Origin of the sequence: Streptomyces subrutilus (assembly GCF_008704535.1) — a bacterium.
GTDB classification, from domain to species: Bacteria; Actinomycetota; Actinomycetes; order Streptomycetales; family Streptomycetaceae; genus Streptomyces; species Streptomyces subrutilus.
Genome location: NZ_CP023701.1, coordinates 5,620,987 through 5,644,914, shown reverse-complemented (window position 1 = coordinate 5,644,914; position 23,928 = coordinate 5,620,987). Strand labels below are relative to the sequence as shown.

Sequence of the window (23,928 nt, the reverse complement as noted above, 5' to 3'; positions counted from 1 at the left end):
CCAGCGCCTCATCGCGCTGCCCGAGCCCTGTGCCTACATCGTGGTGCCTTGCCCTGAAACCTTGGGGACCTTAGAGCTGGCCGCCGACGAAGACGGTCAGGTCGACGAGGCGGTTGGAGTAGCCCCACTCGTTGTCGTACCAGCCGATGACCTTGACGCTCTTGCCCTGGACCATGGTCAGGGAGGAGTCGAAGGTGCAGGACGCCGGCCAGTTCACGATGTCGGAGGAGACGATCGCGTCCTCGGTGTAGTCGAGGATGCCCTTGAGCTGGCCCTCGGCCGCCTTCTGGAACGCCGCGTTCACCTCGTCCCGGGTGACCTCGCGCTCCAGCTCGATGACGAGGTCGGTCACGGAACCGGTCGGGACCGGGACGCGCATCGCGATGCCGTCGAGCTTGCCGGCGAGCTCCGGGATGACCAGCGCGGTGGCCTTGGCGGCACCGGTGGTGGTCGGGATGATGTTCTCCGCTGCGGCGCGGGCGCGGCGCAGGTCCGAGTGCGGGAAGTCCAGGATGCGCTGGTCGTTCGTGTACGCGTGGACCGTCGTCATCATGCCCTTGACGATGCCGAAGTTCTCCAGGAGGACCTTGGCCATCGGCGCCACGCAGTTGGTGGTGCAGGAGGCGTTGGAGATGACGTGGTGGTTGGCCGCGTCGTACTTGTCCTGGTTGACGCCCATCACGATGGTGATGTCCTCGTCCTTGGCCGGAGCCGAGATGAGGACCTTCTTCGCGCCCGCCGCGATGTGCTTGGCGGCGTCGGCCTTCTTGGTGAAGATGCCGGTGGACTCGATCACGATGTCCGCGCCCAGCTCGCCCCAGGGGAGGTTCGCGGGGTCGCGCTCGGCGAAGGTCTTGAAGGTGTTGCCACCGACCGTGATGGTGTCGGCGGTGTGGGAGACCTCGGCCTTGAGGCGGCCCAGGATGGTGTCGTACTTGAGCAGGTGCACCAGGGTCGCGTTGTCAGTCAGGTCGTTGACACCGACGATCTCGATGTCCGCTCCCTGCTCCAGGAGCGCCCGGAAGTAGTTGCGGCCAATTCGGCCAAAACCGTTGATGCCTACGCGGATCGTCACGAACCGATCTCCTCGTTGGTGCGCCGGCCTGTCCGCCGGCGAGCTGTATGGGATGTCCCCGACCGCTTACGACCCTACCTCTCTGTGAGCTTTTGAGTGACATCGGAGGGGGCCTGACACGCCCCGGGGCCCGGTACCGGCAGTGCTGGCAAGGGGGCCCCGGGACCTTGGCCCCGGTCACTCAGGGTGAAGGCGGGCCGGGGTTGCTGGTCAGCGGTTCAGTGTGCGTAGCGCCTTACCGACGAGTACGGAGCGGTCCGCCGCCGCCGGCAGGTGCTCCAGGCCGAAGCCGAGGAGGACGGTGTCACGCGTAGTCACCGCCGCGTAGGACCGGAAGAGCTCTCCCGACCGGGACCAATCGCCCGGAACATCGGGGCTTCCGGCAGGGGCGCCCTGCGCGCTCCAGGCCCCGAGGGAGGTCTCGAAGCCCTCGACGTCCCGGTCGGCGCCGCCGACGGACAGCCGGGCCTGGTCCGCGAAGACGCCGCGGCCGCCCGAGCCCGGGTCGGTGACGTAGGAGAGGGAGAGCTCGACCTGCCTGCCCGCGTAGGCGCTCAGGTCGAAGGAGACCTGCTTCCAGCCGCCGGAGGACCCGGTGAAGCTGTTCCACGACCCGCTGGTGCCCTGTGCGGTGCAGCCGCCGGAGTCCAGCGTGAGGTAGCGGCGCAGGAAGGGGTGGTCGTTCACGAAGAACCCGGCCGCGCACTCCTCGGGAACGGCGGCGCTGCTGAGGCCGCCCGTGTCGGGCAGGGTGGTCCAGTCGTCGGCGCCGGCCGTGTGGGCCTCCAGGACGGCGTGGTCGTAGCCCTCCTCGGTGTTCCAGTTCAGCGCGAGCTTCAGCTGCGGTGCGTCGGCCGCGGTGACGCCGGTGAGGTCGACGGTGCGGGTGAGCCGCTTCCAGTCGTCGTCGGTGTGCAGGGCCGATGCCATGCCGCTGCCCGCGTACGGGGCGTACGGATTGGCCACGCCGTCGAACCGGCCCGCCTGCACGCTCTTGAACTGCGGGAACTGCGCCGGAGCGAGGGTCTCGGAGGTCACGGTGTAGGAGCCGGGGGCGTTCAGCGGGTTGCCCGCGGCGTCGCCGAGGCCGCCCCGGGCGCCGGCGAGGGCGCCCGCACCGGTGAAGCCGGTGGCTCCGGGCGTGGCGGTGCGGCCGTAGGCGCCGAGCCAGTACTGGCTGAAGTCGTTGGTCACGGCGCGGCCGACCTGGGCGTTGCCGCCGGCCAGCTCACCGGCCTCGATCAGCTTGCCGCCCTCGTTGAGGAAGTCCCGGACGGCGAGCTGGGTGTCGCCGCCGGGCGTCTTGGCCCCCGTGTAGTGGACGGCCGTGCGGAAGTGGGAGAGCACCCCGAGGTGGTGCGGGGCGCCCTGGGTGGCGACGTCCCAGACGGCGGCGGACCTGCCGTTGGCGCGCAGGGCGTCCACGTACGTCCGGGCGTGCTGGGCCGGGGCGCCCTCCTCGGCGATGACGAGCACGTCGGCGCGCGGCCGCTCGGCCACGGTGTAGGTGAAGTGCTCGCTGGAGACCCGCTTGCCGGAGCCGTCGCGGCCGGTGAACCAGACCTCGACCCTGTCGCCGGGCCGGGCGCCGCCGACCTCGGCCCGGTACTCGTCGAACCAGTTGTTGTCCTCGCCGCCGTAGACCTCTCCGCCCTTCCAGGCCTTGAGGTCCTCGTCGTGCGTGCGACCACCGTTGATCCGGAAGTTCAGCTCCTTGTCGCGCAGCGACCTGCGGGCCGTGACGGAGACGCTCTGGTCCTCGCCGCGGGCCGCGTAGGAGGTGGTGAAGGGGTCCGTGGTGAAGTCGGCGGCGCTGAGCCCGACCGGGGAGGACGGGCGGTCGGGGTGGGCGGCGCTCTCGCCGACGGCGAGGGCGAAGGCGACGTTCTTGGCGAACTCGGCCTGGATCAGTTTCTCGTCGTCCGGGAAGTTGAAGCCGGAGGCGCAGTCCTCGGGCTTCCAGCGGTCGTTCGGGTCGCTCGCGGAGGCCGTCTGGCAGGTGGTCATCTCCGGCGTGAACATCATGACGCCGTTGACGTTGGAGGCGTGCCCGTCGGCCTCGCCGTTGGTGGTGTAGAGCTCGGAGGAGACCTGCGGGTAGTAGCCGGGGACCGCGGGGTTCTCCGGGGTGCCGGCGAGCGCCTTGTAGGCGACGTCGTCGGGGGTGGGGGTGGCCACCTGCCAGCCGACGCCGTAGAGCAGCAGTTCGGCGGCGGAGTGGTAGTTGACGGCGTACTCGAAGCCGATGCGCTTCTCGAAGCGGTCGAGGGCCTCGGTCTCCGGCTCGGAGGAGGCCTTGGGGCCGCGGTAGGTCTCGCCGGCCTGGTTGGGCGAGGAGCCCTCGTTGTCGTAGCCCCACTTGTAGGCGAAGTTGCGGTTGAGGTCGACCCCGTCGCCCGCCGTGATCCTGCCGTCGCCGTTGTTGTCGCGCAGGTTCTTGCGCCACAGCCGGTCGCCGTCGGGGGCGAAGGTGTAGTCGTACCCGTCGGGGTTGGCGGAGAGCAGGAACCACAGCTCGCTGGAGTCGACCAGCCTGGTGGTGCGGGGGTCCTTGCCGTAGGTGTCGAGCGTCCGGTGCATCAGCCGCCGGGTCATCTCCGGGGTGATCCACTCGCGGGCGTGCTGGTTGGACATGTAGAGCACGGAGGGCTTGGCGCCGTCCCTGGTCTTCTTGGCGTCCTTGCTGACCTTGAGGGCGAGGATGTCCTTGCCCCGGACGGTCTTGCCGATGGAGACGACCTTGGTGAGGCCGGGGTGCTCCCGCGCGGTCCGCAGGATCTCCTCCTGGAGGCCGCCCTTGCCGCTGTACGGGCGGAAGACGCCGTCCCCGGCGGCCGCCCGGGCCGACCGGTCGGCGGACACCGTGCGCTCGGCGAGCTTGACGCCGGCGGCCGCGAGCTGCCCGGCCTGGCCGGCGGTGAGGAACAGCTCGACGGAGGCGGTGCCGGTCTCCGGGGCGCGCTCGGAGAGCTCGTGGGCGTCCTGGCCCGCGGCGAGGACCAGCGGGACCTGCTCGCGGGTGATGTCGGCGTCGTAGACCCGCACCTCGTCGGCGGCGGGTGGGGAGCCGGAACCGGCGCCGGCGGCGGGCTGGGCCTGGGCCGCCGCGGGTAGTGCGGCGAGCGTGCTTGCGAAGACGAGTGCGCTTGCGGCGAGGATCGATCTCGCGCGGTGCCTCATGTGCCCCCCTGGGCGTCGTCTGCCACCAAAGCGTTCGGACGACAGACTCAAGACCGGCCCATGCTCATGTCAATGGGGCCTACGGCAAAGGGACCCGTGCGCGGTGGCGCACGGGTCCCTCCGCCGTACGTGCGGCGGGGCGGCGGGCTATCCGGCCATGTTGTCGGCCATCTCCTCGCTGAGGTCCAGGTTCGACTCCGTGCCCGGGATGCCGAGGTCCTGGGCGCGCTTGTCGGCCATGGCCAGCAGGCGCCGGATCCGGCCCGCGACGGCGTCCTTGGTCAGCGGCGGGTCGGCGAGCGCGCCCAGCTCCTCCAGCGAGGCCTGCTTGTGCTCCATGCGCAGCCGGCCGGCCGCGGCGAGGTGCTCGGGGACCTCCTCGCCCAGGATCTCCAGCGCCCGCTGCACGCGGGCGCCGGCGGCCACCGCGGCCCGCGCCGAACGGCGCAGGTTGGCGTCGTCGAAGTTGGCCAGGCGGTTGGCGGTGGCGCGCACCTCGCGCCGCATCCGCCGCTCCTCCCAGGCGAGCACCGACTCGTGGGCGCCGAGCCGGGTCAGCAGCGCGCCGATCGCGTCGCCGTCGCGGACCACGACGCGGTCCACCCCGCGCACCTCGCGGGCCTTGGCGGCGATGGAGAGCCGGCGGGCGGCTCCGACCAGGGCCAGGGCGGCCTCCGGGCCGGGGCAGGTGACCTCCAGCGAGGAGGACCGGCCGGGTTCGGTGAGCGAGCCGTGGGCCAGGAAGGCGCCGCGCCAGGCCGCCTCGGCGTCGCAGGTGGCCCCGGAGACCACCTGGGGCGGCAGGCCCCTGATCGGGCGGCCGCGGCCGTCCACGAGGCCCGTCTGGCGGGCGAGCTGGTCACCCCCGGCGACGACCCGGACCACGTAGCGGCTGCCGCGGCGCAGGCCGCCGGGGGCCATGACCACGAGGTCGGAGGAGTGCCCGAAGATCTCCAGGATGTCCTTGCGCAGTCTTCGGGCGGCGATGCCGGTGTCCAGCTCCGCCTCGATGACGATGCGGCCGCTCACCAGGTGCAGGCCACCGGCGAACCGGAGGATCGCCGAGACCTCGGCCTTCCTGCAGCAGGTCCGGGTGACGGGCAGACGAGAGATCTCGTCCTTCACCGCAGGCGTCATCGCCATGGGCCGATCCTTCCATGCATCCGAAAAATACGGTCGTACGCGGCGGCCAGCAGCTCCGGATCGTGCTTCGGAGAGCCGTCCTGCCTGGCCACCGGCGCCAGCTCGACCGCGGCACCGAACCGCTTCGCGGCATCGGAGAGGGACTCGCGGTCGGGCACGGCGGCCTCGTCGGCCAGCACCACGTCCAGGGCGAGTTTAGGGGCGTGTCGGGCCAAAACCTCCAAATGACGCTGCGGAGAGAAGCCCTCGGTTTCGCCGGGCTGCGGCGCGAGGTTCAGCGACAGCACCCGCCGGGCCTTCGTCTGGACGAGCGCGTCGAGCAGTTCCGGCACCAGCAGGTGCGGGATCACCGAGGAGAACCAGGACCCGGGGCCGAGCACCACCCAGTCGGCGTCCAGGACGGCCGCGACGGCCTCCGGGACGGCCGGCGGGTCGCTCGGCACGACCTGGACGGAGAGCACCTCGCCCGGGGTCAGGGCCACCGTGGCCTGTCCGCGGACGGTGTCCACGTCCTCGGGGCGGTCCGGGTCGTGGCCCTTGACCAGCGCCTGGAGCTCCAGCGGGACCGCCGACATCGGCAGCACCCGGCCGTGGGCGCCGAGCAGCCGGCCCACGAGGTCCAGGGCCTGCACCGGGTCCCCGAGCTGCTCCCACAGGGCGACGATCAGCAGGTTGCCGACGGCGTGCCCGTGCAGGTCGCCCTGGGACTGGAAGCGGTGCTGGATGACCCGCGCCCAGGTCTGGCCCCAGTCGTCGTCGCCGCAGAGCGCGGCCAGGGCCTTGCGCAGGTCGCCGGGGGGCAGGACGCCGAGCTCCTCCCGGAGCCGGCCACTGGAGCCGCCGTCGTCGGCGACGGTGACCACGGCGGTGAGGTCGCCGGTGATCCGGCGCAGTGCGGCGAGGGAGGCCGAGAGGCCCTGGCCGCCGCCGAGCGCGACCACCTTGGGGGTGGCGCCGCGCCGTCGGCCGGCGCGGCGGCCCGCGCCGTCCTCGCCCCGTCCCGGGGTGAGGCGGCGCAGGCGGCTGAGCCGGGGGGTCCGTGGGGTCACTCGCGCCCCATGTCCCGGTGCACGACGACGGTCTCGACTCCCTCGGAGGCGAGGCGGGCGGCGAGCTTCTCGGACATGGCCACGCTGCGGTGCTTGCCGCCCGTGCAGCCGACCGCGATGGTCACGTAGCGCTTGCCCTCGCGGCGGTAGCCGGTGGCGATGAGCTGGAGCAGCTCGGTGTAGCGGTCCAGGAACTCCTTGGCCCCGGGCTGGCTGAAGACGTAGCCCGAGACCTCCTCGTTGAGCCCGGTGAAGGGGCGCAGCTCCGGGACCCAGTGCGGGTTGGGGATGAAGCGGCAGTCGACGACGAGGTCGGCGTCGACGGGCAGGCCGTACTTGTAGCCGAAGGACATGACGGTGGCCCGCAGCTCGGGCTCCTCGTCGCCGGCGAACTGGGCGTCCATCTTGGCGCGCAGTTCGTGCACGTTCAGGCTGGAGGTGTCGATCACCAGGTCGGCGTCCCCGCGCAGCTCGCGCAGCAGGTCGCGCTCGGCGGCGATGCCGTCGGTGATGCGCCCGTCGCCCTGCAGGGGGTGCGGGCGGCGGACCGACTCGAAGCGGCGGACCAGGGCGTCGTCGGAGGACTCCAGGAAGACGATGCGCCGGGTGACGCCCTTGCTGTCGAGGTCGGCGAGGGATTCGCGCAGGGCGTCGAAGAACTGGCGGCCGCGCACGTCGACGACGACGGCGATGCGCGCCACGTTGCCCTGGGAGCGGGCGCCGAGCTCCACCATGGTGGGGATCAGCGCCGGCGGGAGGTTGTCGACGACGAACCAGCCGAGGTCCTCCAGACACTTGGCGGCCGTACTGCGGCCGGCCCCGGACATGCCGGAGATGATCACCAGCTCGGGGATGGCCGCCTCGGCGGTCTCACCGGGCTCCACTGTCGTGCCCGTACTCACCTGTGCTCCGTCTCGGTCGTGCGTGGTCTCGTGCTCGGTCATGGCGCGGTCCCCCGTTCGGACGATGCTCCCGCGGGTGCGGGGGTCTCGTCCTCAATGATCTCTCCTGTGGCCGTGTTGACCGCGGGACCGGCGGGAACCGCCCCGGCGAGGGCCGCGGCCACCGTCTCGGCCGTCTTGCGGCCTATGCCCGGGACCTCGCAGATCTGGTCGATTGTCGCCTGTCTCAGCTTTTTCACCGAACCGAAGTGTTTGACCAGGGCCTGCCTGCGGCTCTCGCCGAGGCCGGGCACCTCGTCCAGCGGTCCGGCCTTCAGGCGCTTGCCGCGCTTGCTGCGCTGGTACTGGATGGCGAACCGGTGGGCCTCGTCGCGCACCCGCTGGAGCAGGTAGAGGCCCTCGCTGGTGCGGGGCAGGACGACGGGGTCGTCCTCGCCGGGCAGCCAGACCTCCTCCAGCCGCTTGGCCAGGCCGCAGACGGCGACGTCGTCGATCCCGAGCTCCTCCAGGGCCCGCTTGGCTGCGGCGACCTGCGGCCGGCCGCCGTCGACCACGATGAGCTGCGGCGGGTAGGCGAAGCGCTTGGGGCGCCCGTCGTCCTCGGGGGCCTCTCCGGCCTCCTCCGGCTCCCATTCGCCCGTCTTCAGCTTCTCCTGGAGGTAGCGGCGGAAGCGGCGGGAGATGACCTCGTGCATGGAGCGGACGTCGTCCTGCCCCTCGAAGGTCTTGATCTGGAAGCGGCGGTACTCGCTCTTGCGGGCCAGCCCGTCCTCGAAGACGACCATGGACGCCACCACGTCGTCGCCCTGGAGGTGCGAGATGTCGAAGCACTCGATGCGCAGCGGTGCGCTGTCCAGCTCCAGCGCCCCGGCGATCTCCTCCAGGGCGCGGGAGCGGGTGGTGAGGTCGCTGGCGCGCTTGGTCTTGTGCAGGGCGAGGGACTGCACCGCGTTGCGGTGGACGGTCTCCATCAGGGCCTTCTTGTCGCCGCGCTGCGGGATCCGCAGGCTGACGTGCGACCCGCGCCGCTCGGCGAGCCACTGGCCCAGGGCGGGGGTGTCCTCGGGGAGCGCCGGGACCAGCACCTCCTTGGGCACGGCCTCGCCCTGCTCCTCCCCGTAGAGCTGCTGGAGGGCGTGCTCGACCAGGCCGGCGGTGTCGACGGCCTCGACCTTGTCGGTGACCCAGCCGCGCTGGCCGCGCACCCGGCCGCCGCGGACGTGGAAGATCTGCACCGCGGCTTCGAGCTCGTCCTCGGCGACCGCGACGAGGTCGGCGTCGGTGGCGTCGGCGAGGACGACGGCGTTCTTCTCCATGGCCCGGCGCAGCGCCCCCATGTCGTCGCGCAGCCGGGCGGCCTTCTCGTACTCCATGTTCTCGGCGGCCTCGTGCATCTGCTGTTCGAGGCGGGTGAGGTAGGTGCCGGTGCGGCCGGCCATGAAGTCGCAGAAGTCCTCGGCGAGTTCGCGGTGCTCCTCCGGGGTGACCCGGCCGACGCAGGGCGCGGAGCACTTGCCGATGTAGCCGAGGAGGCAGGGGCGGCCGATCTGCGCGGAGCGCTTGAACACCCCGGCGGAGCAGGTGCGGACGGGGAAGACCCGCAGCATCAGGTCGACGGTCTCGCGGATGGCCCAGGCGTGCCCGTACGGGCCGAAGTAGCGCACGCCCTTCTTCTTGGGGCCGCGCATGACCTGGACGCGGGGGTACTCCTCGTTCAGGGTGACCGCGAGGGAGGGGTAGCTCTTGTCGTCGCGGTACTTGACGTTGAAGCGGGGGTCGAACTCCTTGATCCAGGAGTACTCCAGCTGGAGCGCCTCGACCTCGGTGGAGACGACGGTCCACTCGACGGAGGCGGCCGTGGTGACCATGGTGGCCGTGCGCGGGTGCAGTCCGGCGAGGTCCTGGAAGTAGCTGGCCAGCCGCTGGCGCAGGCTCTTGGCCTTCCCCACGTAGATCACCCGGCGGTGCTCGTCGCGGAACTTGTACACCCCCGGGGAGTCCGGGATCTGTCCGGGCTTGGGGCGGTAGCTGGAAGGGTCGGCCATGCCGTCCACCCTACTTGCGCGCACCGACAACCCGCGGTACGCCCGCCGCCCGCGGCGGGGGTCGCGGGCGGCGCGGGTCGCCGGTCGGGGGCCCGGCCCGGGGTGGGAGCCGGCCCGGGCCCCCGGTCAGCGGGTCACGCCGCGGCTGCGGCGCGCCGGGAGCGGCGCAGGGCCAGGACCCCGATGCCGCCCAGGGCGAGCGCCCCGGCGCCGCCGGCCGCCAGCGCCGCCCCGGATCCGGGCTCCGCGGCGGCCGGGGCCGCCGGGGACCCCTCCTCGAAGCCTCCGGCCATGCCCCCCTCGGCGTAGGCGGAGCCCGGGAGCTTGTCGGCGTACGCCGCGACGACCCGGTCGCGGTAGCCGGTGAGCGTGGTGCCGCCGGCTCCGACGGCCCGTACGGCGTCCTCGTCCAGCGGCAGCACCCTGTTGCCCCCGGACACGTACCAGGCGTCGATCTGCGGCTCCCGGAAGACGGTCCCGCCCGGGAGCTTCGCGGCCCCCAGCTGCGCGTAGCGGAACTCGTCGTCGCCGGTGGCGATGTTCACCACCTGCCAGCCGGCCTCCGTACGGGCGGTCCACAGGGCGGCCTGCTGCCCGTCCGCGGAGACGGCCTTGCTGGCCAGGAACTCCAGACGGGCCACCGGGGCTCCGGCCCTGCCCGCGACGAAGTCCGGGGAGAGGTAGTGGACCGGGACCGCGCCGCCCTCGATGCGGGGCCGGGCGGCGGCGACCGATACCCGGCCCTCCCGGGCGAAGAAGCGGGAGACGGTGGCGAGGGAGTCGGGGGCGGCCGCGGCCCGGCCGGCGGCGTCCAGCACCTCGGCGGTGGCGGCGGCGGGCTGCGGCACGGGGGCCGCGGACGCCGGTCCGGCGAGGCCGAGGAGGGCGGTGGCCGCGAGGACCGCGGCGGCGGCGGAGGCGCGCAGGGTCATGGCGGTCACGCCCCGATCCGGTAGAGGGAGTGGGTCCAGGAGAAGGTGCTGTTGTTCACGTACCAGGAGTGGGAGGCCCAGTTGTAGCGGTCGCTGGAGGGCCAGGGATCGCCCCAGTAGACCCAGTTGCTCGCGGTGTCGTAGCCGTAGAGGACGTGCATGTGGCCGCCGCCGTTGGACCACTGGATGCGGGTCTCGACGGGGCGGTTGGCGTTGATCTCGGTCTGGACGGTGGCGTACTGGAGCCAGCCGGTGACGTACGAGCCCGAGTTGACGCCCGCCCAGCGCAGGCCGGTCTGCACGTTGGCCAGGCTGGCCTGGTTGTTGGGGCAGTCGTAGCCCTGCTGGCGGTTGAAGGCGGCGTTGCAGAACTGGTTCTGGCTGTAGGTGCGGCCGAACCAGGTGGCGATGGTGTTGCCGGCCGCGGCCCAGCACCAGTTCGTCTTCTGCTGCGCCTGCATGGTGATGTCGAGGCGTTTGGTGGCGAGCGCCGCACGCTCGCCGGGGGTGCCGACGGTCGTCGTGCCGGCGCCCGTGCCGGTCCCGGCAGCGGCGGCGGTGCCGATGCCGAGGGGCAGGACGAGGAGCAGGGCGGAGATGAAGGCGGCGAGGGTATGCCGCCGGTGGGGATGGCGCATCGCGTTCCTCCCGAGGTGGGGAGTGGGGGTGGAGGAGCGCGTCCGGACGCTGTGGAGGAGCATCGGGGTGTTGTCGCGATCAGGTCAACACGGTTCAATGCACGGTGACATCGCAGTGTGAACGGTGGGGCTGGGGTGTGAACGGTTGCCGCCGTTTCACCTGGTCCCCCGGAGCCGCCGGCGCCCTCCCCCGCGCCGGCCCGTGTGAACGTTCACAGAGGAGTCGCCATGGGGCCGACCGGGGACCCGGCGGGCAGGACGACGCGCACGACGCATCCGCGGCGCCCGGCCGGCGGCTCCGACCCGCCGGACGCGCCGGCCGCCGCGAATCCGGCGAACGCCACGGACGCGCCGCGCGCCACGGACACGAGGGACGCGACGGCCGGCGCCGGAGCCGCGCAGAGCGCCGCGGGCGCGGCCGGGGCCGGGGCCGGGGCCGCCGACCCGACGGGCACGGCCGGTGCGGACGGCCTCACGGGCAGGGCCGGGGTGCCCGAGCTCGGGCGGCTGTTGCACGCCGGCCCCTTCCACCTCGCCCTGCGCGCCGCCCTCGCCGCCCGCGGCCTCCCGCTGCACCGGGTGCAGCACCGGCTCGCCGCGCGCGGCATCAAGCTCGGCGTGACCAGCCTCAGTTACTGGCAGCAGGGGGCCCGGCGCCCCCGCCACGCCGAGTCCCTGCGGGCGGTCACCGCGCTGGAGCAGATCCTCGAACTCCCCGACGGCGCCCTGCTGCGGCTGCTCACCGGCCCCGAGTCCGCGCCCGGCCCGGCCCGCCCCGCCTCGCGCTCGTACCGGGCCCTGGTGAGCGTCGGCGCCGCCGTGGAGCGGCTCGTGGAGGCCCTGGACCTGCCGCCGGACGGCGGCCTGCACTCGGTCGGCCACCACGAGCGGGTGCGCATCGGCCCGGCGGGCGAGCTGTGGTCCCGCGAATCGCAGCAGATCGTCCGGGCCCACCGGGACGGGGTGGACCGCTACCTCGTCGTCCACCACGGCGACCCGGGCTGCGACGCCTCCCGGGTGCGGGTGACGGCGTACGAGAACTGCCGCACCGGGCGCGTGCGGTGCCACCCGGCGGCGGGAGTGGTGGTGGCGGAGCTGCTGTTCGACGCGCGGCTGCGGCGCGGGGACACGTACGTCTTCGGCTACGGCGTCGAGGACGGCACGGGCGCGCGCAGCGGCGAGTACGTGCGCGGCTTCAGCTACGCGGGCGGCCAGTACATGCTCCAGGTCCGCTTCGACGAGGCGGCCCTGCCGGTGCGCTGCCGGCGCTTCGCCCGCTCCGGTCCGCGGGCCCCGCACACCGGGCTCGCGGACCTGACACCGAGCGGCCGGCACCGGGCGGTGCACCTGGTGGAGCAGACCGTACGGCGCGGCATCCTCGGCATCGCCTGGGAGTGGGCCTGAGGGCGGCAGGCCCCGCGGCCGCGTCCGCGCGTCAGCCCGCGATCAGGCGGCCGTTCTCCGCCCGCACCGGGACGGCCGGCAGCGGGTCGGTGGCGGGGCCGCGCAGGACGGCGCCGGTGCCCGTGTCGAAACGGCTGCCGTGGCAGGGGCAGTTGCCCTCGCCCTCGACGATCTTGTCGAGCACGCAGCCGGCGTGCGTGCACTGGGCGCTGAACGCCTTGTACTGCCCCTCAGCCGGGCAGCTGACGATCAGCTTCTTCTCCCGGAAGAGCTTCGCGCCGCCCACCGGCACCTCCGCCACCGCCCCCAGCTCCACCGGCGCCGTCGGGACGGCCGGGGAGTTGCCGCCCGTGCCGGTCGCGGTCGAGCAGGCCGCGAGCACCGGTCCGGCCCCGACCGCCCCCGCGAGCGCGGCGGCGCCCCTGAGCACGGTACGGCGGGCGGCGGGCTGCGACGCGGACATGCGGGTCTCCTGGGGGGGGTGCGGTACGGGCTCGGCCCGATGCCCGGCCAGGGCACCGGCCCGACCGACGATACCGCCGTCCGATGCGGTACCTTCCCCCGCGTGATCGTCGTCGGCGGAGAAGCCCTCATCGACCTGGTGCCCGCGGCCCGGCCCCCGGGCGCACTGCTGCCCCGGCCGGGCGGCGGCCCGTACAACACCGCCCTCGCGCTGGGCCGGCTCGGCGCCGCGACCGCGTTCTGCTCCCGGGTCTCGGCGGACGGCTTCGGCGAGAGCCTGCTGGCCGGGCTGCGGGCGGCCGGCGTGGACCTCTCGCTGGTCCAGCGCGGGCCCGAGCCGACCACCCTCGCGGTGCCCTCGCTGGGCCCGGACGGCTCCGCCTCGTACGGCTTCTACGTCGAGGGCACGGCCGACCGGCTCTTCACCCTCCCCCCGGCCCTCCCGGACGGCGCACGGGCCCTCGCGCTCGGCACCTGCTCCCTGGTCCTGGAGCCGGGTGCGAGCGCCTACGAGGCCCTGCTGCGCCGGGAGTCGGGGCGCGGCCTGCTGACCCTGCTGGACCCCAACATCAGGCCGGCCCTGATCGCGGACCCGGTGGCCTATCGCGCCCGCTTCCTGGAGCGGCTGCTGCCCTGCGCCTCGATCCTCAAGCTGTCGGAGGAGGACGCGCACTGGCTGGGCGGCCGCGTGTCCGACTGGCTGGCGGCCGGGCCGTCGGCCGTGGTGCTGACCCGGGGTGCGGCGGGGCTGACGGTCTGGACCCGGGAAGGCGCGGAGCACTCGGTTCCAGCCGGTTCGGTGGTCGTGGCGGACACCATCGGGGCGGGCGACACCGTCAGCGCGGCCCTGCTGCACCGCCTCGCGGGCGCACCCGGCGGCGTCCCGGCCGACTGGCCCGACGTGCTGGCGTACGCCGCCCGCGCGGCCGCCCTGACCTGCACCCGGATCGGCGCCGAACCCCCGTACGCGACGGAGCTCTGACCCCGCGCCCCGCACCCGTCCGGCAGAGCTGCCGGCACCCCGGACGGCCGGAGGGGGCCCGGCCACCCGGCCGGACCCCCTCCCTGCTATGGGCCGCTGAGCGGCCCGTGCACCCGTCGGCCTAGGCCTTGCGGGCCCGCGTCGCGGTCTTCTTGGCCGGCGCCGCCTTCTTCGCGGCCGCCGCCGCCTTCTTGGCCGGCGCCGCCTTCTTGGCCGCGGCCTTCGCCGGGGCCTTGCGCGCCGGCGCCTTCTTCGCCGGCGCGCTCGCCGCGGGCGACGCCGCGTCCGAGACGCGGTCCGCGCCGAGGATGTCCCGCAGGAACTTGCCGGTGTGGCTCGCCCCCACCGACGCGACCTGCTCCGGGGTGCCCTCGGCCACGACGAGCCCGCCGCCGTAGCCGCCTTCCGGGCCCATGTCGATCACCCAGTCCGCCGTCTTGACGACGTCGAGGTTGTGCTCGATGACGATCACCGTGTTGCCCTTGTCGACCAGCCCCGACAGCACCTTGATCAGCTTCGAGATGTCCTCGAAGTGCAGACCCGTCGTCGGCTCGTCCAGGACGTAGACCGTCCGGCCCGTCGACCGCTTCTGCAGTTCCGAGGCCAGCTTCACGCGCTGGGCCTCGCCGCCCGACAGCGTGGGCGCGGACTGGCCGAGGCGGACGTAGCCCAGCCCCACCTCGTTCAGCGTCCGCAGGTGCCGCGAGATCGTCGGCACGGCCTCGAAGAAGTCCAGGGCCTCCTCGATGGGCATGTCGAGGACTTCCGCGATGGACTTGCCCTTGTAGTGGACCTCCAGCGTCTCCCGGTTGTACCGGTCGCCGTGGCAGACCTCGCACGGGACGTAGACGTCCGGCAGGAAGTTCATCTCGATCTTGATCGTGCCGTCGCCGGAGCAGTTCTCGCAGCGGCCGCCCTTGACGTTGAAGGAGAAGCGACCCGGCAGGTAGCCGCGCACCTTCGCCTCCATGGTCTCCGCGAACAGCCTGCGCACGTGGTCGAAGACACCGGTGTACGTGGCCGGGTTGGACCGCGGGGTCCGCCCGATCGGCGACTGGTCGACGTGGACCACCTTGTCGACGAGGTCGTCGCCCGCCACCCGCGTGTGGCGGCCCGGCACCGAGCGGGCGCCGTTCAGCTCGCGCGCCAGGTGGGTGTAGAGGATGTCGTTGACCAGGGTCGACTTGCCGGAACCGGACACGCCGGTCACGGCCGTGAGCACGCCCAGCGGGAAGGACACGTCGATGTCCCGCAGGTTGTTCTCCTTGGCCCCGTGCACGGTCAGCCGGCGCTTGGGGTCCACCGGCCGGCGCAGGTCGGGCAGCGGGATGGACCGCTTGCCGGACAGGTACTGGCCGGTGATCGACTCGGTGTTCTTCAGCAGTTCCTTCAGCGAACCGCTGTGCACCACCTTGCCGCCGTGCTCGCCGGCGCCCGGGCCGATGTCCACGACCCAGTCGGCCACCTTGATGGTGTCCTCGTCGTGCTCGACGACGATGAGCGTGTTGCCCATGTCGCGCAGCCGGACCAGGGTCTCGATCAGCCGGTGGTTGTCCCGCTGGTGCAGGCCGATCGACGGCTCGTCCAGGACGTACAGCACGCCGACGAGGCCGGAGCCGATCTGGGTGGCCAGCCGGATGCGCTGGGCCTCGCCGCCCGACAGGGTGCCGGCGGCGCGGTTGAGCGAGAGGTAGTCCAGACCGACGTCCACGAGGAAGCGCAGCCGCTCGTTGACCTCCTTGAGCACCCGCTCGGCGATCTTCTTGTCACGGGCGTCCAGCCGCATCCGGCCGAGGAAGTCCGCGCACTCGCTGATCGACATCGCGGCGACGTCGGCGATGGACTTCTCCATGACCGTGACCGCGAGCACGATCGGCTTGAGCCGGGTGCCCTCGCAGGTGGGGCAGGGCACCTCGCGCATGTAGCCCTCGAAGCGCTCGCGGCTGGCGTCGCTCTCCGACTCCGAGTGCCGCCGCTTGACGAAGGGCACGGCGCCCTCGAAGGCCGTGGTGTAGGCCCGCTCGCGGCCGTAGCGGTTGCGGTAGCGCACCTCGATCTGCGTCTTGTGCCCGTAGAGCAGGGCCTTCTTCGCGCGCTGCGGCAGCCCGGCCCACGGGATGTCGGTGCGGAAGCCCAGCTCGCCGGCGAGCGCGCCGACGAGGCGCTGGAAGTAGTCCCGGGTGTGGCCGAGCGACCAGGGCGAGACCGCGCCCTCGTCGAGGGACTTGTCCTCGTCCGGGACGATCAGCTCCGGGTCCACCTCCATGCGCGTGCCGATGCCGGTGCACTCGGGGCAGGCGCCGAAGGGCGAGTTGAAGGAGAAGGAGCGCGGCTCCAGCTCCTCGAAGGACAGGTCGTCGTACGGGCAGTACAGGTGCTCCGAGTACATCCGCTCGCGCTCGGGGTCGTCCTCGGCGAGGTCGACGAAGTCCAGGATGACCATGCCGCCGGAGAGTCCGAGGGCGGTCTCCACCGAGTCGGTGAGCCGGCGCTTGGCGCTGTCCTTGACGGTGAGGCGGTCGATGACCACCTCGATGGTGTGCTTCTCCTGCTTCTTCAGCACGGGCGGCTCGGAGAGCTGGACGGTCTCGCCGTCCACCCGCGCCCGGCTGTAGCCCTTGGTCTGGAGGTCGGCGAAGAGGTCGACGAACTCGCCCTTGCGCTCGCGCACCAGCGGCGAGAGCACCTGGAAGCGGCTGCCCTCGGGCAGCGCGAGCACCTTGTCGACGATGGCCTGCGGGGACTGGCGCGAGATCGGGCGCCCGCACTCGGGGCAGTGCGGCTTGCCGATGCGCGCGAAGAGCAGGCGGAGGTAGTCGTAGACCTCGGTGATGGTGCCGACGGTGGAGCGCGGGTTGCGCGAGGTCGACTTCTGGTCGATCGAGACGGCCGGGGAGAGGCCCTCGATGAAGTCCACGTCGGGCTTGTCCATCTGCCCGAGGAACTGTCGGGCGTACGACGAGAGCGACTCGACGTAGCGGCGCTGGCCCTCGGCGAAGATGGTGTCGAAGGCCAGGGACGACTTGCCCGACCCGGAGAGTCCGGTGAAGACGATGAGCGAGTCGCGGGGCAGGTCGAGCGAGACGTTCTTGAGGTTGTGCTCGCGAGCGCCACGAACGATGAGACGGTCGGTCACGCCGGTCCGCACCTTTCTTGAGAGAGCGGGGGCACGGGGCCCCCGTCCCAGGGTAGGGGGGGCGCCGCTGCGATGGACTGTAGGAGTGGTGGGACCCGGTCGGCGGAGCGGCCGGGCACCCGGTCGGTGGACTTCCGAGCGTATAGCACGCACATTCGATTTACGGCACTCCGCCGACCGCTAAACCCGATCGTGTGGAGGCGCCACCCGAGCCATTAGGCTCGGCGTCATGACTGATCATGTGCACGACCTGCGATCTGTACGTGAAGCCACCGGGCGACTGCTGACCGCAGTGGCGAAACTGGACAACGCCGCGCTCGCCGAGGAGTCACACCTCCCCGGCTGGACGCGCGGCCACGTCCTGGCCCACCTCGCGCGCAACGCGGACGCACTCGTCAACGTTTTCGAAGGGCGCCCGATGTACGAGAGCGCCACCGCCCGCGACGCGGACATCGAGCGCGACTGCGCCCGACCCTTGGAAGAACACCTGGCGGACCTCCGTGATTCCTGGGACCGGTTCCTCGCCACCACCGAGCCCGCCCAGGACTGGTCGCGCACGGTCGAGCTGCGCAACGGCGTCACCGACCTCGCCGCCCACGTGCCCTTCCGCCGGCTGGTCGAGGTCGAGCTGCACCACGTCGACCTGGGCATCGGCTACGAGCTCGCCGATCTTCCCGGGGACTTCACCGGACGCGAGATCGAGTTCCTCGCCGACCGCTGGTCCACCCGCCCGGAGGTGCCCCCCGTGGCCCTGGCCGCGTCCGACGGGCGGACCTGGCGCACCGGCTCCGCCGGCGAGCCGGGCGTCACCGTCTCCGGCACCCCCGCGGGCATCCTGGCCTGGCTCGCGGGCCGCGGCGACAAGGGCGCCTCCCTGACCTCGACGGGCGGCCCCCTGCCCGTCCTCCCCCCGCTCTAGGATTGCCGGCATGACGTACAGCGGAGCGGTGAAGGTCGGCGGTCCGGCCGACGTGCACGAACTCGCGGACCTGATGATTTCCAAGGTCGCGGTGGGCGGGATGAACAACAACTCCTACCTGCTGCGCTGCCGGGCGACCGGCGAGCAGCTGTTGATCGACGCGGCCGCCGAGGCGGAGACGCTGCTGCAGCTGATCGGGGACGACGGCATCGCCTCGGTCGTCACCACCCACCGGCACGCCGACCACTGGGGCGCCCTGCGGGCCGTGGTGGAGCGGACCGGTGCGACCGCGTACGCGGGCGCGCTCGACGCCGAGGGCATCCCGGTGGCGACCGACGTGCCCGTCTCGGACGGGGACACCGTGCGCGTGGGCCGGGTGGAGCTCACCGCCCGGCACCTGGTCGGCCACACCCCCGGCTCGATCGCGCTCGTCTACGACGACCCGCACGGCCACCCGCACGTGTTCACCGGCGACTGCCTCTTCCCGGGCGGCGTCGGCAACACCCACGACGACCCGGAGGCCTTCGCCCGCCTCATCGACGACGTCCAGCACAAGATCTTCGACCGGCTGCCGGACGAGACCTGGGTCTACCCGGGACACGGCGCCGACACCACCCTCGGCGCCGAGCGCCCGCACCTGGCCGAGTGGCGCGCACGCGGCTGGTGAGGACCGGCGGCGTCCCGCGCGCCGTCAACTCCGGTACCTGTCACACTCGTTCCGGTCGTTCGTGACCGAACGCCTGACCTGAGGGCCGGGGGTGGGGTATTTGCTGCACCATGCGACAAGACCCCTCCCCGACCCCCTCCGACGTCCTGCCTCCACCGTCCCCCGAGCCCCGCGCGTCCCCTGAGCACCCGGAGCCGGCGGCGGACGGCGCCGCCGGCCCGGAGCGGCCCGGCATGTTGCGGCTGGCCACGGCCTCGCTCGCCGGCACGGCCATCGAGTTCTACGACTTCTTCGTCTACGGAACCGCCGCCGCCCTCGTGCTCGGCCCGCTGTTCTTCCCGTCGTTCTCCCCGCTCGCCGGGACCCTGGCCGCCTTCGCCACCTTCGCCGTGGGCTTCCTCGCCCGCCCACTGGGCTCGGTGGTTTTCGGCCACATCGGCGACCGCTACGGCCGCCGGCCGGTGCTCCTCGGCTCCCTGCTGCTCACCGGGGCGGCCACGGTCGCCGTCGGCTGCGTGCCCACGTACGACTCGATCGGGGTCGCCGCGCCCTTCCTGCTGCTCCTGCTGCGCTTCCTCCAGGGCCTGGGCCTGGGCGGCGAGTGGGGCGGCGCCGTCCTGCTGACCGCCGAGCACGCGCCCGAGCGGCGCCGCGGCCTGTGGTCGAGCTTCCCGCAGATCGGCCCGTCGGTGGGGTTCCTGCTGGCCAACGGCATCATCCTGGCACTGTCCGCGCTGCTGAGCGACGCCCAGTTCACGAGCTGGGGCTGGCGGGTCCCGTTCTGGGCGGCCGGACTGCTGGCGCTGGCCGGGCTGTGGCTGCGCCGCACGGTGGAGGAGACCCCGCAGTTCCGGGAGCTGGCCGCGTCCGGCAGCCGGGCGCAGGCGCCGCTGGCGGAGGTGGTGCGCGGGCACTGGCGGCTGGTCCTGCTGACCGGCGGGGCGCTCGCCGTGGGGTACGCCTCGTTCTACGCCGTCACCACCTGGTCCCTCGCCTACGCCACCGAGCGGCTCGGGGTGGGCCGCACCACGGTGCTGGGCTGCATCATGGCCGCGGTCGCGGTGATGGGGGTGGCGACCCCGCTGATGGCCGTGCTCGCCGACCGCTACGGGCGGCGCCCGCTGTGCCTGATCGGCTGCGCGGCGAGCGCGCTGTGGATGTTCCCGCTGGTGGCCCTGATGCGCACGGCCGATCCGGTGCTGATGGTCCTGGGCTTCACGGTCGCGCTGATCGGCATGGTGACGATGTTCTCGGTGGTGGGCGCGTACCTCCCCGAGCTGTACCCGCCACGGATCCGCTGCACCGGCGCGGCGGTGGGCTACAACCTGGGCGGGGTGCTGGGCGGGGCGCTCACCCCGATAGTGGCCACGGCGCTGGCGGACGGGGCGGGGCCGCCGTGGGGGGTCGCGGTGTACCTGAGCGCGATCGGCCTGCTGAGCCTGGGCTGCTTCGCGCTGCTCCCGGAGACCGCCCCGGCGCTCCTGCGCACGCGGACGGGGGCGGCCGAATCGGCCGCCCCCGCCTAGGCACGCGTCACGCGTGACGCGTCACGCGTCGATGCTCTTGCTGTTCTCGGTGGCGGCGGCCTCGGCCGCCGCCTGCTTCTTCGAGGCGATCAGGCTGGTGATCGTGGTGATGACCAGGACACCGCAGATGACGCCCAGCGAGACCGGGATCGAGATCACCGGGACGTGCACCCCGGATTCGTGCAGCGCGTGCAGCACCAGCTTCACCCCGATGAAGCCCAGGATGATCGACAGGCCGTAGCTGAGGTGGACCAGCTTCTTCAGCAGACCGCCGATGAGGAAGTACAGCTGGCGCAGACCCATCAGGGCGAACGCGTTGGCGGTGAAGACGATGTACGGGTCCTGGGTGAGGCCGAAGATCGCGGGGATCGAGTCCAGGGCGAACAGCACGTCGGTGGTGCCGATGGCGAGCATGACGACCATCAGCGGGGTCAGGATGCGCTTGCCGTTGCTCTGGATGAAGAGCTTGGTGCCGTGGTAGCGGTCGGCGACGCCGAACCTCTTCTCGACGGACTTCAGGAGGCGGTTCTCCTCGAACTCCTCGTCGTCCTCGTCCTTGCGGGCCTCCTGGATCAGCTTCCAGGCGGTGTAGATGAGGAACGCGCCGAAGATGTAGAAGACCCACGAGAAGCTGGCGATGATCGCCGCGCCGGCCGCGATGAAGATCGCGCGCAGCACCAGGGCGATCAGTACGCCGATCAGCAGGACGCGCTGCTGGAGGTGGGAGGGGACGGCGAACTTCGCCATGATCAGGACGAAGACGAACAGGTTGTCGACGCTCAGTGACTTCTCGGTGATGAAGCCCGCGAAGAACTCGCCCGAGGCCTGGCCGTTGCCGAAGACCCACAGGCCGAGGCCGAAGAGGATGGCGAGGACGATCCAGACGACCGTCCAGATGCCCGCTTCCTTGATCGATACGTCGTGCGGTTTGCGGCCGATGAAGAAATCGGCGCCGATGAGCAGGGACAGACCGAGGATGGTCAGTGCCCACAGGGCCCAGGAAACTTCCATGATGTACGCGCCTCCGGCGGATGGCTCAGGACTACGTCAGCGTCATCGCTGCCGGAGGTCTCTTCCACCCGGGCGGCCAGGAGGCCGTGGGCCGGCGCCCCGGGACCGATTGCAGTCCGTATTGACGGGCACGCCGTAGCAGGAAAGCAGGAATACTCCCCTCCGCGCTCACCAGGGTACCCGGGGACCCCCGAAAAGGTAAAGAGAGTCCCAAGAGCCGGTCATCGGGTGGTTTCGGGGCGGCGGGCGGTCGCCGCCCCGCGCTCAGGGCCGGCTGCCGCGCCGGGCCCGCGCGATCAGGTCCAGTGCCTGGTCGAGGACGCGGCTGCCCGGCGGCGGGAGGTCCGGCTCGAAGGTCCAGGCGTGCTGCACCCAGGGATCGGCGAGGTGCTGGTCGGGGACGGGCGACAGCCGCATCAGCGAGCGCCACAGCGGGTCGAGCAGCGGCCCGTAGGCCGAGGCCTCGTCACGGTCGGCGACCATCAGCAGGTGCACGCCGACCGGGGGGCCCTCGTCGGCCAGATAGCGCAGACGGGTGACGGACCGGTCGTCGAAGCCGTGCGGGAAGTCGTGCACGAGCAGCAGTTGCGCGGCCGTGTCCACGTCCGGCGGCAGGTCCTCGGGGGCGCCGGCGCGAAGCGCCATCTGGACGAGGTCCACCCGCCGGGTCAGCCCGTCGAGCATCGCGCCGACCCCGGCGGCTCCGGCGGCGGGCGGCGCGGCCAGCACCCCGGCCCGCAGCAGCGGGGCCAGGGACGCGGCCCCGGCCCCGGCCGCGTCGATGACGTGCACGTTGAGGCGGTGAGCCGGGTGGACGGCGAGCATCCGCACCACGAGGGCGACGGCCATGTCCATGGCGGCCCGGCGCAGCCGGTCGGTGTCCATGGCCATCGCGGCCTCGGAGCCGGTCCGGCCGTTGTCGATCCACAGCCCGCGCTCCAGCGGCACCCGGACCAGCATGGGGATGGCCAGGTCGGGCCGCTCGGGCAGCAGGAGGTCCCCCAGGCGCACGGCCAGCGGGCTCTCCTCGGGCATCCGGTGGCCGTGCCAGACGGGGTTGTCCCAGCGGGCGTACGCGGCGGGCAGCGCCGGCTCCACGACCTCGGCCTCGGCGGCCAGCTGGACGAGGTCGCGGTCCAGGACGGCCCGGGCCCGGGCCACGAGCTCGTCGTGGCGGGCCCGGGCGGCGTCCCGGGCGGCGTCGGCGGAGCCGCCGAGGCGGCTGCGCGGGTCGGAGAGCGCCTCGTCGAGCTCGCGGTCCATCCGGGAGTCGGCGAAGTCGGCGGCGCTGCGGTAGGCGGCGACCGAGCGGGCCAGGTCCTCGAACATGCCCCAGACCTGGTTGTAGAGCCGCTCCTCCATCGACCAGCCGCTCGCGTCGCCCGCGACGGGCCGCGGCGGCTGCCCGGGCTCCGCGGGCGCGGCGGCCCGCGGGTCCGGCTCGGGCGGCTCGGTGCTGGTGCGCCGCCGGCGCGGGTGGGCGTAGCTGATGGTGGCCGGGGATCCGTCACCGCCGCCGCCGGGCACGGCGCCGGGCGCACCGGCGTACGGGCTCGTGGGGACCGGGAGCGGCTCCGGCGGCTCCGCGGCGCCGGCCGGCGCCCCGTCGGGGCTCCGCGGGGCCCGCAGGTCGCCGGTCAGGCTGGGGACGGCGGCGAGGGTGACGTCGCCCCCGCCGGTGCGCGGGGCGGTCCGCAGCGCGGCGGAGGCCAGGGCGACGGCCTCGGCGGCGGCCATGCCGCCGTCGGTCAGGAGCGCGCCCAGTCCGTCGGCGTATCCCTGGCCGACCGCGCGGACCTTCCAGCCGCCCTGGCGCCGGTAGAGCTCCAGGGCCACGACGGCGGTCTCGGCGTCCAGCCCGGTCAGCGTGTAGCCGACGGTCTCGGCGCCCTGGGGGTCGGCCAGGGCCACGTGGGAGGCCGGTACGGCGCCGAAGCGCACCGGCCCGCCCGGCGGCAGCACGAGCACCACCCGGACGGTGTGGACCGCGGCCGGTACGGCGTCGAGGTCCACGGGCAGGGTGTGCCGTTCGGCGGGGGCCCCGGGCGCGAGCACCCCGGGCAGCGCCGGGGCGCCCGGGTGCGCCAGCGCCTCGGGACCGGAGAAGCGGCCCGCGTCGTCGGCGAGCGCGGCCAGGGCGAGCACGGGCGTGCCCGCCGAGACCCTGATCTCCACCCGGCTGTGGGACACGGGGTGGTTCTGCCCCCGGACCAGTTCGGCCGTCATCGTGCAGCCCTCCCCCGTGTGCCTTCTCCTCGTGTCCGGTACGGCTACAGGTGCGGCAGGATCGACGGCATCAGGTCCTGGAAGGTGCGGCCGTTGGCCGGGTTCCCCAGGGCCGTCATCTGCCAGCCGGAGCCCGCCCGGGACACCTTCGCCATGATCTGCGCGGTGTACTGGCCGCCGCCGTCCAGGGTGTAGCGGGCCAGTTCCTGCCCGTTGGTCTCGTCGACGATGCGGCAGAAGGCGTTCTGCACCTCCTGGAAGGTCTGGCCGGTGAAGGAGTTCACCGTGAAGACGATCTGGTCGATGTGGACCGGGACGCGCTGGAGGTCGACGAGGATGGACTCGTCGTCGCCGCCCTGGCCGGCGCCGCCGACCAGGTTGTCGCCGGTGTGCCGGACCGAGCCGTCGTCGCTCTGCAGGTGCCGGAAGAAGACGACGTCCACCGGCTGCTTGTCGGCGAAGAGCACCGCCGAGGCGTCCAGGTCGATCTCCCGCGTGCGCGAGCCGAACAGCCCGCGGCGCTTGGCGGCCTGCCAGCCGAGGCCCATGCGGACCGAGGTCAGCGTGCCCCCGTCCGCCTTCTGCAGACTGATGGCCTGACCCTTGGTCATGTTGACCGTCACTCGCTGTC

Annotated in this window: 18 protein-coding genes; 5 read left to right on the top strand and 13 right to left on the bottom strand. The window is 72.9% G+C overall.

The features are described 5' to 3' along the window. Window positions 1-70: 70 nt before the first annotated feature. From gap to CP968_RS24945, 8 genes are all read right to left on the bottom strand, one after another. Window positions 71-1,075 carry a type I glyceraldehyde-3-phosphate dehydrogenase gene (gap, locus tag CP968_RS24980; protein WP_150520134.1) on the bottom strand — a complete coding sequence of 335 codons (1,005 nt, stop codon included), beginning with the start codon at window positions 1,073-1,075 and terminating at the stop codon, window positions 71-73. A 210-nt stretch (window positions 1,076-1,285) separates the two neighbouring features. Continuing rightward, complete coding sequence (locus CP968_RS24975; protein ID WP_150520133.1) at window positions 1,286-4,255, bottom strand: M14 family metallopeptidase; 2,970 nt, start codon at window positions 4,253-4,255, stop codon at window positions 1,286-1,288. 147 nt (window positions 4,256-4,402) lie between these two features. Then, complete coding sequence (gene whiA / locus CP968_RS24970) at window positions 4,403-5,398, bottom strand: DNA-binding protein WhiA (protein ID WP_030009075.1); 996 nt, start codon at window positions 5,396-5,398, stop codon at window positions 4,403-4,405. Continuing rightward, the gene (locus CP968_RS24965) at window positions 5,389-6,447 is read right to left on the bottom strand and encodes a gluconeogenesis factor YvcK family protein (RefSeq protein ID WP_150520132.1); all 1,059 of its coding nucleotides are present in this window, start codon (window positions 6,445-6,447) and stop codon (window positions 5,389-5,391) included. The genes whiA and CP968_RS24965 overlap by 10 nt, the downstream gene beginning before the upstream one ends. Continuing rightward, window positions 6,444-7,391, bottom strand: coding sequence for an RNase adapter RapZ (gene rapZ / locus CP968_RS24960; RefSeq protein ID WP_030720410.1), 948 nt, complete (start codon window positions 7,389-7,391; stop codon window positions 6,444-6,446). Before rapZ ends, CP968_RS24965 begins: the two co-directional genes overlap by 4 nt. Further along, window positions 7,388-9,394, bottom strand: coding sequence for an excinuclease ABC subunit UvrC (gene uvrC, locus CP968_RS24955; RefSeq protein WP_150520131.1), 2,007 nt, complete (start codon window positions 9,392-9,394; stop codon window positions 7,388-7,390). Before uvrC ends, rapZ begins: the two co-directional genes overlap by 4 nt. A 134-nt stretch (window positions 9,395-9,528) precedes the next feature. Beyond that, window positions 9,529-10,326 carry a hypothetical protein gene (locus CP968_RS24950; RefSeq protein ID WP_150522108.1) on the bottom strand — a complete coding sequence of 266 codons (798 nt, stop codon included), beginning with the start codon at window positions 10,324-10,326 and terminating at the stop codon, window positions 9,529-9,531. Between the two features lie 5 nt (window positions 10,327-10,331). After that, window positions 10,332-10,964, bottom strand: coding sequence for a papain-like cysteine protease family protein (locus tag CP968_RS24945; protein WP_150520130.1), 633 nt, complete (start codon window positions 10,962-10,964; stop codon window positions 10,332-10,334). 489 nt (window positions 10,965-11,453) lie between these two features. Between CP968_RS24945 and CP968_RS24940 the strand changes: the two genes are divergently transcribed. After that, on the top strand, window positions 11,454-12,368 hold the full coding sequence (locus CP968_RS24940) for a hypothetical protein (protein WP_150522107.1): 915 nt from the start codon (window positions 11,454-11,456) through the stop codon (window positions 12,366-12,368). A 31-nt stretch (window positions 12,369-12,399) separates the two neighbouring features. On the opposite strand, the gene CP968_RS24935 is transcribed toward CP968_RS24940, so the two are convergent. Then, on the bottom strand, window positions 12,400-12,831 hold the full coding sequence (locus CP968_RS24935) for a Rieske (2Fe-2S) protein (RefSeq protein WP_150520129.1): 432 nt from the start codon (window positions 12,829-12,831) through the stop codon (window positions 12,400-12,402). Between the two features lie 102 nt (window positions 12,832-12,933). On the opposite strand from CP968_RS24935, the gene CP968_RS24930 reads away from it, so the two are divergent. Then, complete coding sequence (locus CP968_RS24930) at window positions 12,934-13,812, top strand: carbohydrate kinase family protein (protein WP_150520128.1); 879 nt, start codon at window positions 12,934-12,936, stop codon at window positions 13,810-13,812. Between the two features lie 121 nt (window positions 13,813-13,933). Here the strand turns inward: CP968_RS24930 and uvrA are convergent, their stop codons facing one another. Further along, window positions 13,934-16,948 carry an excinuclease ABC subunit UvrA gene (gene uvrA / locus CP968_RS24925; RefSeq protein ID WP_150520127.1) on the bottom strand — a complete coding sequence of 1,005 codons (3,015 nt, stop codon included), beginning with the start codon at window positions 16,946-16,948 and terminating at the stop codon, window positions 13,934-13,936. A gap of 229 nt (window positions 16,949-17,177) precedes the next feature. Between uvrA and CP968_RS24920 the strand changes: the two genes are divergently transcribed. The 3 genes from CP968_RS24920 (at window position 17,178) to CP968_RS24910 (ending at window position 20,060) form a co-directional block, all read left to right on the top strand. After that, window positions 17,178-17,867 carry a maleylpyruvate isomerase family mycothiol-dependent enzyme gene (locus tag CP968_RS24920; protein ID WP_150520126.1) on the top strand — a complete coding sequence of 230 codons (690 nt, stop codon included), beginning with the start codon at window positions 17,178-17,180 and terminating at the stop codon, window positions 17,865-17,867. A gap of 10 nt (window positions 17,868-17,877) precedes the next feature. Next, complete coding sequence (locus tag CP968_RS24915; protein WP_150520125.1) at window positions 17,878-18,534, top strand: MBL fold metallo-hydrolase; 657 nt, start codon at window positions 17,878-17,880, stop codon at window positions 18,532-18,534. A gap of 233 nt (window positions 18,535-18,767) precedes the next feature. Continuing rightward, on the top strand, window positions 18,768-20,060 hold the full coding sequence (locus CP968_RS24910; RefSeq protein WP_150522106.1) for an MFS transporter: 1,293 nt from the start codon (window positions 18,768-18,770) through the stop codon (window positions 20,058-20,060). A 21-nt stretch (window positions 20,061-20,081) separates the two neighbouring features. On the opposite strand, the gene CP968_RS24905 is transcribed toward CP968_RS24910, so the two are convergent. The 3 genes from CP968_RS24905 to CP968_RS24895 all read right to left on the bottom strand — a co-directional run bounded on the left by CP968_RS24905 (window position 20,082) and on the right by CP968_RS24895 (window position 23,920). Continuing rightward, on the bottom strand, window positions 20,082-21,071 hold the full coding sequence (locus tag CP968_RS24905; protein ID WP_150520124.1) for a TerC family protein: 990 nt from the start codon (window positions 21,069-21,071) through the stop codon (window positions 20,082-20,084). Between the two features lie 264 nt (window positions 21,072-21,335). Next, window positions 21,336-23,297, bottom strand: coding sequence for a TerD family protein (locus CP968_RS24900; RefSeq protein WP_150520123.1), 1,962 nt, complete (start codon window positions 23,295-23,297; stop codon window positions 21,336-21,338). A 44-nt stretch (window positions 23,298-23,341) separates the two neighbouring features. Continuing rightward, window positions 23,342-23,920, bottom strand: a complete 579-nt coding sequence (locus tag CP968_RS24895) for a TerD family protein (protein WP_150520122.1) — start codon at window positions 23,918-23,920, stop codon at window positions 23,342-23,344. Window positions 23,921-23,928: the final 8 nt, after the last annotated feature.